Annotated in this window: 15 protein-coding genes and 1 pseudogene; 8 read left to right on the top strand and 8 right to left on the bottom strand. The window is 40.0% G+C overall.

The window, feature by feature from the left end; translation table 11 throughout:
• A partial coding sequence (locus GBI16_RS15925) for a LysE family transporter (RefSeq protein ID WP_151707440.1) occupies nucleotides 1-593 on the top strand: 593 nt, incomplete at its 5' end.
• Here the strand turns inward: GBI16_RS15925 and GBI16_RS15920 are convergent.
• The gene (locus tag GBI16_RS15920; protein WP_086210183.1) at nucleotides 555-767 is read right to left on the bottom strand and encodes a hypothetical protein; all 213 of its coding nucleotides are present in this window, start codon (nucleotides 765-767) and stop codon (nucleotides 555-557) included. The two genes, GBI16_RS15925 and GBI16_RS15920, sit on opposite strands and share 39 nt — an antisense overlap.
• 314 nt (nucleotides 768-1,081) lie before the next feature.
• Here GBI16_RS15920 and GBI16_RS15915 point away from each other — a divergent pair, with 314 nt between their 5' ends.
• Nucleotides 1,082-1,327: a hypothetical protein gene (locus tag GBI16_RS15915; protein WP_162900260.1), complete on the top strand. Its 246-nt coding sequence runs from the start codon at nucleotides 1,082-1,084 to the stop codon at nucleotides 1,325-1,327.
• Between the two features lie 96 nt (nucleotides 1,328-1,423).
• Here GBI16_RS15915 and metK read toward each other — a convergent pair whose 3' ends face one another.
• Nucleotides 1,424-2,590, bottom strand: a complete 1,167-nt coding sequence (gene metK, locus GBI16_RS15910) for a methionine adenosyltransferase (protein ID WP_086210181.1) — start codon at nucleotides 2,588-2,590, stop codon at nucleotides 1,424-1,426.
• Nucleotides 2,591-3,310: 720 nt separating this feature from the next.
• Between metK and tkt the strand changes: the two genes are divergently transcribed.
• The 4 genes and pseudogenes from tkt to GBI16_RS15890 all read left to right on the top strand — a co-directional run bounded on the left by tkt (nucleotide 3,311) and on the right by GBI16_RS15890 (nucleotide 6,898).
• On the top strand, nucleotides 3,311-5,299 hold the full coding sequence (gene tkt, locus GBI16_RS15905) for a transketolase (protein ID WP_151707439.1): 1,989 nt from the start codon (nucleotides 3,311-3,313) through the stop codon (nucleotides 5,297-5,299).
• A gap of 117 nt (nucleotides 5,300-5,416) precedes the next feature.
• Nucleotides 5,417-5,632, top strand: a complete 216-nt coding sequence (locus GBI16_RS15900) for a hypothetical protein (RefSeq protein ID WP_004696769.1) — start codon at nucleotides 5,417-5,419, stop codon at nucleotides 5,630-5,632.
• A 115-nt stretch (nucleotides 5,633-5,747) separates the two neighbouring features.
• Nucleotides 5,748-6,196, top strand: a pseudogene (locus tag GBI16_RS18965) (GNAT family N-acetyltransferase).
• A 123-nt stretch (nucleotides 6,197-6,319) separates the two neighbouring features.
• Entirely contained in the window at nucleotides 6,320-6,898 is a 579-nt protein-coding gene (locus GBI16_RS15890) for a YceI family protein (protein ID WP_086210178.1), read from the top strand.
• Between the two features lie 677 nt (nucleotides 6,899-7,575).
• On the opposite strand, the gene GBI16_RS15885 is transcribed toward GBI16_RS15890, so the two are convergent.
• The 3 genes from GBI16_RS15885 to GBI16_RS15875 form a co-directional block, all read right to left on the bottom strand.
• A complete protein-coding gene (locus tag GBI16_RS15885) occupies nucleotides 7,576-8,229 on the bottom strand; it encodes a flagellar biosynthesis protein (protein WP_110975886.1) in 654 nt (217 codons plus the stop codon).
• 563 nt (nucleotides 8,230-8,792) lie between these two features.
• Nucleotides 8,793-9,512, bottom strand: a complete 720-nt coding sequence (locus GBI16_RS15880) for a glutamine amidotransferase (RefSeq protein WP_110975881.1) — start codon at nucleotides 9,510-9,512, stop codon at nucleotides 8,793-8,795.
• 106 nt (nucleotides 9,513-9,618) lie between these two features.
• The gene (locus tag GBI16_RS15875; RefSeq protein ID WP_151707438.1) at nucleotides 9,619-10,191 is read right to left on the bottom strand and encodes a TetR/AcrR family transcriptional regulator; all 573 of its coding nucleotides are present in this window, start codon (nucleotides 10,189-10,191) and stop codon (nucleotides 9,619-9,621) included.
• Between the two features lie 94 nt (nucleotides 10,192-10,285).
• On the opposite strand from GBI16_RS15875, the gene GBI16_RS15870 reads away from it, so the two are divergent.
• Both GBI16_RS15870 and GBI16_RS15865 read left to right on the top strand, forming a co-directional pair.
• A complete protein-coding gene (locus GBI16_RS15870) occupies nucleotides 10,286-11,053 on the top strand; it encodes an SDR family oxidoreductase (protein ID WP_151707437.1) in 768 nt (255 codons plus the stop codon).
• An 11-nt stretch (nucleotides 11,054-11,064) separates the two neighbouring features.
• Nucleotides 11,065-11,655, top strand: coding sequence for a 2-hydroxychromene-2-carboxylate isomerase (locus GBI16_RS15865; protein WP_151707436.1), 591 nt, complete (start codon nucleotides 11,065-11,067; stop codon nucleotides 11,653-11,655).
• A gap of 49 nt (nucleotides 11,656-11,704) precedes the next feature.
• On the opposite strand, the gene eutC is transcribed toward GBI16_RS15865, so the two are convergent.
• From eutC to eat, 3 genes are read right to left on the bottom strand one after another with little or no spacing between them, the layout of a single operon-like run.
• Entirely contained in the window at nucleotides 11,705-12,520 is an 816-nt protein-coding gene (eutC, locus tag GBI16_RS15860; protein WP_110975884.1) for an ethanolamine ammonia-lyase subunit EutC, read from the bottom strand.
• Nucleotides 12,521-12,530: 10 nt separating this feature from the next.
• Nucleotides 12,531-13,916: an ethanolamine ammonia-lyase subunit EutB gene (locus GBI16_RS15855; RefSeq protein ID WP_110975885.1), complete on the bottom strand. Its 1,386-nt coding sequence runs from the start codon at nucleotides 13,914-13,916 to the stop codon at nucleotides 12,531-12,533.
• A 14-nt stretch (nucleotides 13,917-13,930) separates the two neighbouring features.
• Nucleotides 13,931-15,373 carry an ethanolamine permease gene (gene eat / locus GBI16_RS15850; protein ID WP_086210172.1) on the bottom strand — a complete coding sequence of 481 codons (1,443 nt, stop codon included), beginning with the start codon at nucleotides 15,371-15,373 and terminating at the stop codon, nucleotides 13,931-13,933.
• Nucleotides 15,374-15,631 lie beyond the last annotated feature (258 nt).

Genomic DNA, 15,631 nt, shown 5'->3' with positions numbered 1-15,631 from the left:
GTCCCGGTCCTGATGTTTTGCTGATTGCCAAAAGTTCAGCTTCGACCACACAAAAAAATACGTTAAAAACTATCTTAGGTATTTCCGTTGGCATCGTGGTTTGGGTGGTTTTAACCTTGTTAGGTTTTACTGTACTCATCGACAAAATGCCATGGATTCAACAGCTATTGATGTTGGTTGGTGGGGTGTTTCTCGCACGTATGGGCTGGTTCATGTTGAAAACAGGCATCAACACAATACAGCAAGACGCAATGCTGGATGATGGTCAAAAACTGGCTACACCGAAGGCCAACCATTATTTCATGTCAGGTTTGCTGACGAACTTGTCCAACCCGAAAACGCTGATTTATTTTAGTAGTGTGTTTTCACTAGCCTTGAGTTCTAGCGCAAGTCCTTACTTAAAAATGCAGCTTGCGGTGATTATTCCAATTCAAACTTTTATGACTTTTGCATTGTTGATGATGCTTTTGTCATTACCTAAAATTAAGGCGGCTTATCAGCGTTCAGGAAGTTATATCGACATTTTTTCTGGTGGGTTGTTCCTGATTTTTGCTTTATGGCTTTGGTATGATGCTCTTGCAATCTACATCTAAGTTCTCTTTAAGTTCTTTAGATGATGGGATCTGTTCCAAGGTGGAGGCCTCGTCTTTTTTACTCTGTGTATAACGGTTAGGCTGCAATGTCGCTTCGGTATTTTCTGAGCCCTTATAGCTACGACTACGGTTGGCACGTTCGCGTAAACCGCCTTTTTTGATCAACTGAACCATTCTTTCTTCCTCATCGTTGCATCGTATTTTAATAAACAATCGCTAGAAAACTAAAGGGTTTTAAGCAAATATGATGGAATACGTCAAAAACTATTATGTTACAAAATGAAATTGTCATGATTGGGTGTTATAACAAGGAATTGTTTTTAATTCAGTTGATTAGTTTTACGGTGTAAGTTTTTGCTGACAGCATTTCAGGTTAATGGTACTTGTGCCTCAACAAATACTCACATAAGATAAATTAATCTAACATTCTGTGAGGCAGGGTGATGGACAATAAAAACAAGAAAGTAAGAAAACAAAGGGGGAAAGTTATGCTCTATCAATATCACTGCGCTTGTTGCGAAACAGTTGTCGCATCAACAGACAAAGACTGCCCAAACTGTGGATCACACAATATTAGAAGCCCTTTTGGATTTTGGATTTTCTGTATTGTTGCATGTTTAGCAGCGGCCATTATTGTTAAATCTGTACAAGTTTATTTGACGGATCGAAATAGTGAACCTACCGCTGTGACTTCACTTTTTGATGTGCTTAATCATGAAAATAAACCAAAGTAAGTGATGTTCAATGACTTCACGATTGAACTGATGGGCTATTTTCCATCAGTGAAAATAAAAAAACCCGCATTAAGCGGGTTTCTTTTGGAATCAAACTTATAGACCAGCTGCAGCTTTAAGCGCTTCCACTTTGTCAGTTTTTTCCCATGTAAATGCAGTATCTGAACCTTCGCGACCGAAGTGACCATAAGCAGCAGTTTGCTTATACATCGGTTGAATGAGGTCAAGCATACGAGTGATACCGTATGGACGTAAGTCGAAGTGTTCACGGACTAATGCAATGATCAGCTCTTCAGATACTTTTGCTGTATTGAAGGTATTGATTGAAATAGACGTTGGCTCAGCCACACCAATGGCATACGACACTTGGATTTCACATTTGTCTGCAAGACCCGCAGCTACAATGTTTTTCGCAACATAACGACCTGCGTAAGCAGCAGAACGGTCAACTTTAGATGGATCTTTACCAGAGAAAGCACCACCACCGTGACGTGCCATACCACCGTAGGTGTCTACGATGATTTTACGGCCTGTTAAACCACAGTCGCCCACTGGGCCACCAATCACAAACATTCCTGTTGGGTTGATGTGGAATTTGGTGTCTGCATGGAACATCTCAGCAGGAATTACTTTTTTCACGATTTCTTCAATAACAGCTTCTTTTAAGTTGCTTTGAGAAATTTCAGGATCGTGCTGGGTAGACAGAACCACTGCGTCTAAACGAACAGGCATGCCATTTTCATAAGCAAAAGTTACTTGGCTTTTTGCATCTGGACGTAACCATGGTAAAGCACCACTGCGACGTAGTTCAGCTTGCTTTTCCATTAAACGGTGTGCGTATGAAATTGGAGCAGGCATAAGCACGTCAGTTTCACGGCTTGCATAACCAAACATTAAACCTTGGTCACCTGCGCCTTGATCTTCAGGCTTTTGGCGGTCTACACCTTGAGCAATCTCTGGTGACTGTTTACCAATCATGTTGATCACAGCACAGGTTGAACCATCAAAACCTAGGTCAGAATGGTGATAGCCAATGCCATTTACGGTTTGGCGTACTACTGCTTCAAAGTCAACATTTGCAGTTGTTGTGATTTCACCGGCAAGTACTACCGCACCCGTTTTTACAAGCGTTTCACAAGCAACCCGTGCATATGGGTCTTCTTTTAAGATCGCATCCAAGATAGCATCACTGATTTGGTCAGCCATTTTATCTGGATGGCCTTCGCTTACAGATTCCGAGGTAAATACAGCGTACTCGCGCATAAGTCCTATCACAGTTAATTTAAAAGACGCAATATGGTACATCGACTTAGCCGTTTGAGCCAGTTCTACACGACCAAAATGACTGAATTTATTTCAATTCAACGACTTTTTATCTGATATAGGCATCTAAAAAATTGATATAGCGTTTATTTTTAGTTCGAAATGGCAAATTAACGGGTTTTTCTTCAAAATATAGAGGCATGTATTTTGGAGGGTTATGCGCTGTTTATATTTTAATATAAAACAAAAACTTGACTTATTTTTTATTGGTTTTCTTGTTTTGGCATTAAATAAAAAATGCTCAAAATATGTGTCATAAAAGAATCTATAATTTGTCCTAATTCATGAAAAATCTAAAAAAATGAATAAAATTCACCATGCGTGTTTAATTGTATGTAAAAAATACAAATGTATCTTGTGATGTGTTTGATACTCAAAGATAACGGTTTGTTCTGATTAGTGAATAGGATGGTTGAGCTTTGTTTTTAAAAGTTGAAGATTCTATCGTATGGGATTTGAACTAGAGAAAAGCTAGTGAGGCATTTCTGAGTGAAATTGTTGTGATTTTAGGCAATGCCCGCATTTATTAGACATTGATGATGAATAAATAGCGAAATATTGTCCATTAGGCTTTACCCATTCCTCTTTTTTTAAGACAATACACCTATCTTTGAATTCTATTCATCTTACTCTTTAAATCATTTGTTTGGACTCTGACCTATGACAACCCCGCTTAACGAACGTCGTATTGCAAACGCAATTCGTGTATTGGCAATGGATGCTGTGCAAAAAGCAAACTCTGGACATCCAGGTGCGCCAATGGGGATGGCTGATATCGCTGATGTGGTATGGCGTGAGTTTTTCAACCATAACCCGACTAACCCACAATGGGCGAACCGTGACCGTTTTGTACTATCAAATGGTCATGGCTCTATGTTGCAATATGCGTTATTGCACCTTACGGGCTATGATTTATCAATTGAAGATTTAAAAGCATTTCGTCAACTGCACTCTAAAACGCCGGGTCACCCAGAATTAGGTTATGCACCAGGTATTGAAACTACGACTGGTCCGCTTGGTCAGGGGATTGCAAACGCAGTTGGTTTTGCTTTAGCTGAAAAAACTTTAGCAGCACAGTTCAATAAAGATGGCTTAAGTGTTGTTGACCATTTCACTTATTGCTTCTTAGGTGATGGCTGTTTAATGGAAGGTGTTTCTCATGAAGCATGTTCACTTGCAGGTACTTTAGGTCTGGGTAAACTGATTGCTTACTATGACGACAACGGTATTTCGATTGATGGTGAAGTAGAAGGTTGGTTCTCTGACGATACAGAGCAACGTTTCTTGGCTTATGGTTGGCAAGTACTTAAAGCTGATGGTCATGATGCAGATGCATTACGTGCTGCAACTTTGCAAGCAAAAGCTGAAACGAAAAAACCAACGATCATTATCTGTAAAACGATTATTGGCCTAGGTTCACCAAACAAACAAGGTAAAGAAGACTGCCACGGTGCGCCACTCGGTAATGACGAAATCGCATTAACACGTGAAGCATTGGGTTGGGCAGAAGGGCCATTTGAAATTCCTGCTGACGTTTATGCAGCATGGGATGCAAAAGCAAAAGGCACAGCTTCTGAAGCGGCTTGGAATGAGTTATTTGCGCAATATGCAGCAAAATATCCAACTGAAGCAGCTGAATTGAAACGTCGCCTTTCAGGTGAATTGCCAGCTGAATTCCTTGCTCAAGCAGATGCGTTTATTGCTGAAACTAATGCAAAAGCCGAAACCATTGCTACACGTAAAGCAAGCCAAAACACATTGCAAGCATTCGGTCCATTATTGCCTGAATTATTAGGCGGTTCTGCGGACTTGGCTGGTTCTAACTTAACACTTTGGAAAGGTTGCCAAGGTGTTCAAGACAATCCAGCAGGTAACTACGTACACTATGGCGTACGTGAGTTTGGTATGACTGCAATTGCAAACGGTGTTGCGCTTCACGGTGGTTTCATTCCTTACGTTGCAACATTCCTTATGTTTATGGAATATGCGCGTAATGCAGTACGTATGTCTGCGTTGATGAAACAACGTGTAATCCATGTATATACACATGACTCAATTGGTTTGGGTGAAGATGGTCCAACGCATCAACCGGTAGAGCAAATTGCATCTTTACGTGGTACACCAAACTTAAATACTTGGCGTCCATGTGACACCGTTGAAGCTGCTGTGTCTTGGAAATCTGCACTTGTACGTTCAGAAGGCCCAACTGCGTTGATCTTCTCTCGTCAAAACCTACCATTCCAAGCACGTACAGATGCACAAATTGCAAATGTAGCGAAAGGTGGTTATGTATTGGCTGAAGAAAAGGGCGAATTAAAAGCGATTATTATCGCGACAGGCTCTGAAGTATCTTTAGCAATGGAAGCACATGCACAGCTTGAAGGTGTGCGTGTCGTATCTATGCCATGCGCAGAAGAATTTGTGAAGCAAGATGTAGCGTACCGTGAAGCGGTTCTTCCATCAAATATTCGTGCACGTGTTGCTGTTGAAGCAGCGCACGTAGATTACTGGTGGAAGTTTGTAGGTCTTGATGGTCGTGTAATTGGTATGACGACTTATGGTGAATCTGCACCAGCGAAAGACTTATACCAATACTTCGGTATTACCACTGAAGCGGTCGTTGCTGCAGTAAAAGAATTGACAGCTTAATCCCCCTCGGTTGACTGTTAAAAAGACGCCCCAGTTTAGGGGCGTCTTTTATTTTGAATGACATATACAACATGCAAAATACTGATGCCAGTAGTTGCATAAATTTTAGGTGAAGATATGAGCTTATATGATCAAATTCATGACGAAGTCGTGTTAATGGATGCGGGCGAACAGAAGTGGATTGGACCAGATCTACCTTTGGAAGCGATGGTGGCGGTTGAACTACTATTGCAAGACTTGGCAGAGGATAAGCAAATTAAGATTCGCCGTAAAAACCATGAAAAACAGACGGGTATGAAGCTGATTGATCGGATTTTGATTGAAAAATTATGATGGTTTTCACGTCTAAAAGAAGCCTTATTGAAGTGATTCAATAAGGCTTTTTCTTTATGACGATTTCAGTTTAAATATAAGCCATACAAAAAATTAACATCCCTTTGAGAGCAAAATGAAAGTACAAAATATTCATATTGTGCGACTGGACGAAATAAATCAGTCCTATTGGCTGGTGTTGTGGCAGGCCTATCAACGTTTTATCTGGCTGATCTGGATCAGTAAATCTTTGAACATACATGGAATAAACTTACCGATCCTAAGCTTGTACATATGTATGGTTTTTCCACGAAACTCGATGAGCAAATTGTAGGTAATGTGCATGTGGTAGAACATGATAGCTGTTAGATGCTAAAGCCTTATGCCTACTTACAAGATTTGTTTACGCATGAGGGCTATCGTGGGCTAGGGGGTGCAAGAGCTTGAATCGAACATGTCAAAATGCATACTGAAAAGCGAGCATGTGATCGAGTCTATTGGCTTACCCATCAGGATAATTTAGTCGCTCAGCAACTCTATAATAAAGTCGCGAAGAAAACAGGTTTTATTCAATATAAAATGTAGTGCTAAGACTACATTTTAGAACAAATTTATCGTTCTAAACTTGCAACATATCGTTTTATCTTTATGGGTGTATTCGCTGTAAAACTCTATAAACTAAACAGTATTCCAGTGTGAGATAAAAACATGAACTTTAAAGCTTTAACAATCGGTTTGGCTGTTGCAACTGCAACGACATTTGCTATGGCGAAACCTGTAGCATATCAAATTGACCCTACACATACTGCAACAGTGTTTTCATGGAACCACTTCGGTTTTTCAACACCATCTGCAAACTTTAGCGACATTCAGGGTGTCATTAATGTTGATAATGCAAAACCTGCAAATTCGTATGTGAATGTAACGATTCCATTATCTAGCTTGAATACCAATGTAAAAGCTTTGGATGAGCACTTACAGGGTGCAGATTTCTTTGATGCAGCAAAATATCCAAACATCACTTTTAAAAGTACTAAAGTACAAGCGGTTGGTGCAAACAAATACAAAATCACAGGTGACTTAACTGTTAAAAACGTGACTAAGCCTGTTGTATTGGATGCTGTATTGAATAAGCAAGGTGAGCATCCAATGACGAAAGCTCAATCTATTGGTTTCAATGCGACAACTTCATTTGACCGTTCTGCATTTGGTGTAGGAGCTTATGTGCCGAACGTAGGTGATAAGATCACAGTGAATATCACGACTGAAGCATCGGTTGCAAAATAATTTTTGTAATACAAAAGCTTATCAAGGAAGGAGAGAGCCTTGGTAAGCTTTTTTGTTTCTAACATCCTTACAAGAAATGTGATCCTTCTGCTCAAAATAATAATAAAACTAATAGGTTCATAGAAATTTTACCCAAAATGCGAGTATCGGAATTTATTTAACGTGGTTTAAACTTGTGCATTACTATGATTTTTTAGAAGTAATGCTATTTAATTATTAGAAATTCAGCAAAAAAATGCGCAGACAGCAGTCCTAAAGCTTCTTGAACTTAATAGTTAGTGGAAAAGTCATAAAATCAATTGGTGAATTTCACACTAATGATTTCCTCCCTTAGAAAAGCATGTATGTTGAATAGAATAACTATGTATTTACTGCAAATATTTATTTTAAGCTGAATATTAGAAAGATCCTTTTTTAATTAAAATACTTATTTGATGGGGAATCATAAATTTTTCATCTATATAGAGGGGGAATTTAATAAAAAATGGCTAGATTAATCTGACACACCCACTCATTATGATAGAAAAATAAAAGTGAGTAGCTGATTTATTGATTAATCTTTACGGCTTGCAATGTTTGATTCTTTTGGGGTTATCTTAAAACTAAATATGTGGATGAATAAAGCCTTTTTTAGGGCTTTATTCATCTAATTATACTCGGATATATGAATTAATCTGTTATGGCGTTACTTTTGTTAAGGATGATATTAATTTGGTTTCGTAGTCATTTAGGACATTGTCAATATTTTCAATCCATTTGGTGCCATTGGCAACTTGTGCAGATTTAACTACTTTACTGTAAACATGAACAGGCTCAGCAGCTAAATTTTTTGTATTGCTAATATCTGTATCAATTTCAGAATGGATTTTGATGGATGCAAATCCTGGTTGAAACCATGACCAAAACTTATTGATTTTAATGTTGAGAACAAAGTCGGCATTTGCTCGGTTAGTTTCATTATTTTCAAGAACTACATACCCAGATCGTTCGAGAGCGAGGGTAGTACGTTTTTGTAATAATTCTGAGACAGTTTCTTTTTCTAACAAAATATCACCTAAAGCTTTTCCATATCCATTTCTTTTACGAGCAACAGCTTTTGCTTTATCTGCTTCAGTTGCCTTAGCCAAGCCATCTTTTAAAGATGGGATGTCGGCAGTTGCAGGTTTATCTTCGAAAGTTCGGTCATCTTCAACGAGTGCAATCACTACTTTTTTAGAATTTGCTGCTTCTTGATAAGATGTAGGATTATGAGGTGTAGGGACTTGAATCAGTCCACGAGATGTTGCACAACCAGAAAGTGTAGTTATTAACAGTCCCAAAGTAAGAATTATGAAAGAGTGTTTCACTAGTACCCCTAAATATTTATATAGTTGGAAAAACGGGATAAATATAAAGAAATAACCCATAAAATGAAAGAGAATTATTCTCATTTGTTAAATTATTAATTTTCGTTGAATATTAAAATATAAAGTCTAGAGTTCTGTGTTTGAATTGAAAGAGCGCCTGTTAATAAGAACTTCTTTATATGCCCCTAGTTGAAAATCATTGGACTTTATAAATAATACTTTATTTATTTGTAAGATTTTCTACATATTCTCGCCATTCGATGCTTTGATTTTATTCTTATCTGAAATATCACTATATTTTTCTGGAGCTGTATATTTATAACTAACTTAGTTGCTCTTTTCATTTTGAAAAAGATGAAAATATGTGCTTTGAATATTGAGCTCACGCCGTAGCCCAATAGGGTTAAAAAATAAGTGATATATTTTAAAAAAGCACCTACTAGAAAGAGTTCAGAGGTGCTTTTTTATAGCATGTCAGATAAGCAATACTAAAAGAATGTGTAACGTATCACTATACTCTATAAAGTTTGAACTCGTTTTCATTTGTATTAAGAAGCAGTTTTCACTTCAACCAGCTGTTGCATGTACGTTGCTATAACCTGACCTGAGACTTGCTCTAAGGGTGCTGCAAAACGTAGATTGTCTGCACGTAGGGCTGGAATATTAATCCTTGCTTGGCGCAGCTCTGCGGTATGCCCGATCAACCATTTTTCTAAACCATCGGCGGCGACTTCAGGGTGGAACTGTAAACCGAGAATGTTTTTGCCTACACGAAACGCTTGGTTAGGATAAACCTCTGAGCTGGCTAAAAGTTCAGCCTGCGCAGGGAGGTCAAACGTATCCCCATGCCAATGCAGGACTTCAGTTCCTTCAAGTGCTTGTAATGGATTATGCTCAAGAGTATGGAGCTGTAACTGACTCCAGCCAATTTCTTTACTATGACCTGCATACACTTTTGCACCCAAAGCATGTGCGATTAACTGTGCACCGAGGCAAATGCCTAAAGTGGGTAAATTTTTTTCTAAACGCACTTTCAGTAGGTCTATTTCTTGTTGTAGAAATGGGTAGTCTTCGGTTTCATACACCCCGATAGGGCCACCTAAGATGACGGTTAAACCGTCATAACTTAATGCTTTAGCTAAGTCATCTTTACCTGCTTCAAAATATCGTACCCGATAACCCAATTGATATAACACATCTTCCCATGCGCCTAGATCTTCAAACGCAAGATGCTGAATGGCGTAAATAGTATCAGGTAATACAGTCATGACAGGCTCGTTTATTGGTACTAAGGAGCCTAAAAATGTACAGGGAAATGAGCCGAAGTTGAAGTCAAGAACGAAGAAAATATGTAGAAAAACACGACAAATGGAATCATTCACTTTGTTTAAGTTGCAACATATTTTTAATCATCCATTTACTTGAGTTTAAGATCTCATGTTGTAAATGTTCATCAGCCATGCTGCGTGCCATGACAATAGCTCCGACCAGTTGGCACAGTACAGCCCAAGCTTGTGTTTCACTGCCCAGATGCTGTGTAAATAAAGCATGACCACGAAGCATTTCCTGTTGAAAGCATTGTTTTGTGCTTTCGCTACTACGTGCAACTTCTGTTGCCAAGGCGGGAATGACACAACCATGATCTGGGCGCAGGACATGAGAGAAAGCTAAATAGCGATCTAGTTCAAAATCAATCCAGTCAGATAGTTTTTCATGAGGATTGGCTTGCCATGCCTGAAAACTGTGTTGTAGCTCTGACTCAATGAGTGCTTCAAATAATTCGTGTTTTGACGAAAAATGTGAATAAAAAGCGCCGCTGGTCATTTGAGCGGCTTGCATAAAGCTATCGACACCAGTACTGGCAAAACCTTGTTTTTTGGCCAGTTGGCCACTGGTTTTAAGTAACTCTTTACGTTTTTCTTCTTTATAGCCTGTTTTGTAGCGCATAGTGATTTCATCAAAATATTATTGACTGATTTTGAAAACTATAACATAGTGATCGTTATAATAACGATCGTTATTTTATAAAAGGAAAATATTTATGGATAGAACACAGCAAGAACAACAGTCGCAATTGACCGAAGCTAAAAAGAAAGTGGCATTGGTGATTGGTGCAGGCGATGCAACAGGGGGGGAAATTGCCAAACGTTTTGCCCGTGGCGGTTATATCAGCTGTATGACGCGAAGAAATGCCGAAAAGCTCCAGCCCTTAATTGCGGACATAGAGGCTGAAGGGGGGATTGCGTATGGTTTTGCTTCCGATGCACGTAAAGAAGATCAAGTCATTGCTTTGGTGGAAGAAATTGAAGCCAATATTGGTGAAATTGATGTTTTGGTGTTTAACATTGGGGCGAATGTGCCGTGTAGCATTTTAGAAGAAACTGCACGTAAGTATTTTAAAATTTGGGAGATGGCATGCTTCGGTGCATTTTTGACAGGGCGTGAAGTAGCGAAGCGAATGGTACTACGGGAACGAGGGAGCATTATCTTCACAGGGGCAACCGCAGGAATAAGAGGTGCAGCAAACTTTGCCGCTTTTGCAGGTGCAAAGCATGCATTACGTGCCTTAGCCCAAAGTATGGCGCGTGAATTGGGACCTAAAAATATTCATGTAGCCCATGTGGTGGTTGATGGTGCAATTGATACAGACTTCATCAAAGACACTTTCCCAGAGTTGTATGCACGTAAAGAGCAGGATGGCATTTTAAACCCTGTACATATTGCAGAAAATTATTGGCATTTGTCGCAACAACCGCGTGATGCATGGACGCATGAGTTGGATTTAAGACCTTGGATGGAAACGTGGTAAAAGGACAAAGCATGAAAACCGTAGAATTTTATTTTGACTTGGGCAGCCCGTATAGTTATTTGGCCTACTATCGGTTACGGCAAATGGCCGAGCAACAAAGTTTTCAAATCATATATAAACCTATTTTATTGGGTGGCGTATTTAAGGAGACAGGGAATAGAAGTCCGATAGAGATTCCGAGTAAAGGTATTTATTCCATGTTAGATATGCAGCGTTGGGCTGATTATTACGGCATTCCCATGCAAATGAACCCACATTTTCCCATGAATACTTTAACCTTGATGCGTATTTTGACAGGCGTTCAATTGTTGCATTTAGAAAAGTTTGAGCAAGTTTTAAAACTTTTATTCGATGCGATGTTTGGTACACCCAAAAACCTTAATGAACCTGCTGTCTTAGCAGAGGTGTTAAAACCAAGTGGCTTTTCTGTAGATGACATCATGAGTATGGTTCAGTCGGATGTGGTGAAGCAAAAACTGATCACTGAAACGGAACTGGCCATTCAACGGGGCATTTTCGGTGCACCGACATTCTTTGTGCAGGATGAGATGTACTGGGGACAAGATCGCTTACATTTTGTTGAGCAAGCACTGCAAAGGTAAGTTAGATAGAGAGCAGATTAGCCAAAGTAATGGCTAATCTGCTTCAGAATTAAAATAAACGTTTAGGGGTATGCGCAGTGTCCAGACTCACCATTTCGTGTTCGTCTTTTAGCTCAACCCCAGAATAGCCAAGTTTTTTTGAACCACGCATGAGTGACATTAGCCGTTGTGTTGCAATTAGAATACTTAAACCCGCAGGACGAACATTAGAAATACAGTTTCTTTTTGCGTCTAGGGTACCAGTGCTAGCTTTCCATGTGTAATAAATCCCCATGCTGTCTGGTGAGCTGAGACCAGGGCGTTCTCCAATCAGCATGACCAACATTGTAGCGTGTAGGCATTCGGCAACTTGGTCACCCAAAGCAACTCGGCTGCCTGTTGCAATAACGATAGGAGCAATAGACCAATGCTCAGCTTGCAAATGCGGGATGAGGTGCTGAATAAACGGTACGGCATTTTCTTCAATTGCACGTGCAGAAAGACCATCCCCAATCACAATACAAACATCATAAGCTTGTGGGTTACTTGCTTTAAACATTTGTAAGCCACGATAGGATTCACTATTAAGCAAACGCCCTAGATCTGGACGTTTTAGATATTCCTGCTTGTCTTCGGCTTGGCTATGTACGGTTAAACTATCCAAACTTTGGGTTTTAAAACTAGAGACCAATAGATCGACATCTAAAGCTTGATGTACTGCATCCTGTGCTTCAGCATGGGCCAGTTGGAATTTCAGCATTTCATGCGTAGGAATACTACAACCTGCACGTCCGATTGCAATTCGTGCATCGGTAAATTTTTTAAGATTTTCCCAAACATCCTGATGCTGTTCGGATTGATAGTTTTCGAGAGGAACAAGTGACATAGGTTGCTCCTTATATATGTAAAAGTTTTTCAAACTGAGGTGGCATGTGTTCAGGCCACTGAATGTATTGTTGCTGTTGTTTAAAAATCCCTTGTTCGGCGAGCCACGTATCAAATTCAGGTGCGGCTTTTAGACCCAGAAGCTGTCTTAAATACAAGGCATCATGAAACGATGTGGTTTGATAGTTCAGCATGACATCGTCTGAACCTGGAATGCCCATAATAAAGTTCAACCCTGCTGCACCAAAGAGGGTGAGTAATACATCCATGTCATTTTGGTCAGCATCGGCATGGTTGGTATAGCAAATGTCACATCCCATTGGTAAGCCGAGAAGCTTGCCACAAAAATGATCTTCTAAACCTGCTCGGATAATTTGTTTGCCATTATATAAATATTCTGGACCAATAAATCCAACCACGGTATTGACCAACAGTGGGTTAAATTTACGTGCGACTGCATAAGCGCGAACTTCTATGGTTTGTTGATCAACACCGTGATGGGCATTGCTGGATAAAGCACTGCCTTGACCCGTTTCAAAGTACATCACGTTTTGTCCCACAGTGCCGCGTTTCAAAGCGAGTGTCGCTTCATAACCTTCACGGAGTAACTCAAGATTAATCCCGAAGCCGTCGTTGGCAAGTTGAGTTCCTGCAATAGATTGAAACATCAGATCAATCGGCACATTTCTTTCAGCCAGTTGAATGCCTGAACTGATATGGGTTAGCACACAGGATTGGGTTGGAATTTGATGCTCTTGAATAATATGATCGAGGAGTTTTAAGAGCTCTGATAAATTTTGGAGGTTATCCGTTGCGGGGTTAATCCCTATGACTGCATCACCATTGCCATACATCAGTCCGTCCAAAATACTGGCCGATATCCCCAAGAGATCATCTGTAGGGTGATTGGGTTGCAAACGAGTGGAAAGATGCCCTTTTAAACCGATGGTGTTGCGAAATTGGGTGATGACTTCACATTTGCTGGCCACCAAAATCAAGTCTTGATTACGCATAATTTTACTGACAGCGGCTACCATTTCAGGTGTTAAACCTAAGGCAAGTTGCTGTAACTTTTCTGTGCTTGCATCTGCACTGAGCAACCAGTTGCGAAAGTCACCTACAGTGAAATGTGAAATAGGGGCAAATAAATCACTACGGTGCTCATCAATGATTAAGCGTGTGATTTCATCTTGTTCATAGTCAATTAATGCTTCAGTTAAAAATTGTTTGAGTGGAACCTCTGCCAAAGCCATTTGTGCAGCAACACGTTCCGTTGCATGTTCAGCTGCAACACCTGCCAATTGATCTCCCGATCGCAATGGTGTTGCCTTTGCCATAAGCGTTTTTAAGTCATTAAAAACATAATGTTGATGTCCAATCAAAGTTTTATAAGCCATTTTGAAAGGTCCTCTTATAATTCTTGCTCAGCCTTGCGAATATTTTCAAACTCTTCTTCAGGTGTTCCTTGCACCAGTTTATGCCGACTATAAAAGATGAAGTAAGCAATAAATACCACATAGATACCAGCCGCCATAAACCAAACTTTAGGGTCGACCACAAAGCCTGCAATTACTGCGATACTGGCTAAAATTAAGGCAATAGATGAAGTCGCAATGCCACCTGGTGTTTTGTATGGGCGTGGTAGTTCAGGGCGACTGATGCGGAGTTTGATGTGGGACAGCATCATTAAAACATAGGAAATAGTCGCACCAAACACGGCCATTAAAATAAGTAGATCACCTTCACCAGTTAGCGACAGTAAAAAGCCAATGATGCCAGGGATGATAATGGCTAAATAAGGTGCTTTATTTTTATTTGTGAGTGACAGGGATGTCGGTAAATAACCTGCACGAGATAATGCAAAAATTTGGCGTGAATAGGCGTAGATAATAGAGAAGAAACTTGCAATTAAGCCAGCCAAACCCACAAAATTGACAAAACTAGCAAGCCACGTATTTGGTCCATAGACTGCAACAAGTGCATCGACCAATGGGGCACCTGATTCTTTTAATTGATCTGCACCAGCTGCTCCAACACCAAGAAACAAAATGAGCATGGCAAATGCAGCAAGGATAAGCATGGAACCGATTAAACCACGCGGGAGTGATTTAGATGGATCTTTAGCTTCTTCTGCTGCAAGTGGTACACCCTCAACGGCTAAGAAGAACCAAATTGCATAAGGCACGGCAGCCCATATCCCAATATAGCCCATAGGTAAGAAATTGCTTGCCCCAATATTTTCAGTTTGAGCAATATTAAACAGATTGGCACTGTTGAAATGGGGTGCCATTGCGACGAAAAATACAAATAAGGCCACAGCAGCAACTGCGGTAATCACAAAGATGATTTTCAGTGCCTCACCCGCACCTTTGAGATGAATGCCCATAAAAATCAGATAGCAGATCAAATAGATGATCCATCCGCCGATACCAAATAATGATTCACAGTAAGCACCAATAAAGCAGGCAATAGCAGCAGGTGCGATGGCGTACTCGATTAAAATTGCAGTACCTGTGAGATAACCGCCTAAGGGGCCGAAAGCTGTGCGGGCGAAACTATAACCTCCACCAGCTGTGGGAAGCATGGTCGCCATTTCAGACATGGCAAGGCACATACATAGATACATAATGGCAACTACGACTGTTGCAATGAACATACCGCCCCAGCCACCTTGAGCTAAACCGAAGTTCCAGCCTGCAAAGTCACCAGAAATGACATAAGCCACGCCTAAACCGACTAAAAGTAGCCAGCCGACAGCACCTTGTTTAAGTTGTCTTTTTTCAAAATAATCGTCAGAAGTTTGCACTGTTTGTGTTGATAAAGATATTGAATCTTTAAGCGGAGAGTCTGTCATAGGAAGCTCCATATCTTAAGTTTTTATAGATGGCTTGGTTCATACAATGTTTAAGCAATTTCAGTACCAAGCAATCAGACATCCTGTCTAATTTTGTGTGTAACGCAGAGATAAATTATTATTTTTGAAGGTTGAAGGTTGAAGGTTGAAGGTTGAAGGTTGAAGGTTGAAGGTTGAAGGTTGAAGGTTGAAGGTTGAAGGTTGAAGGTTGAAGGTTGAAGGTTGAAGGTTGAAGGTTGAAGGTTGAAGGTTGAAGGT

The organism is Acinetobacter sp. TUM15064 (assembly GCF_008980265.1).
Classification (GTDB): domain Bacteria; phylum Pseudomonadota; class Gammaproteobacteria; order Pseudomonadales; family Moraxellaceae; genus Acinetobacter.
The sequence above is the reverse complement of the archived record's forward strand: the minus strand, read 5'-3'. Positions and strand labels throughout refer to the sequence as shown.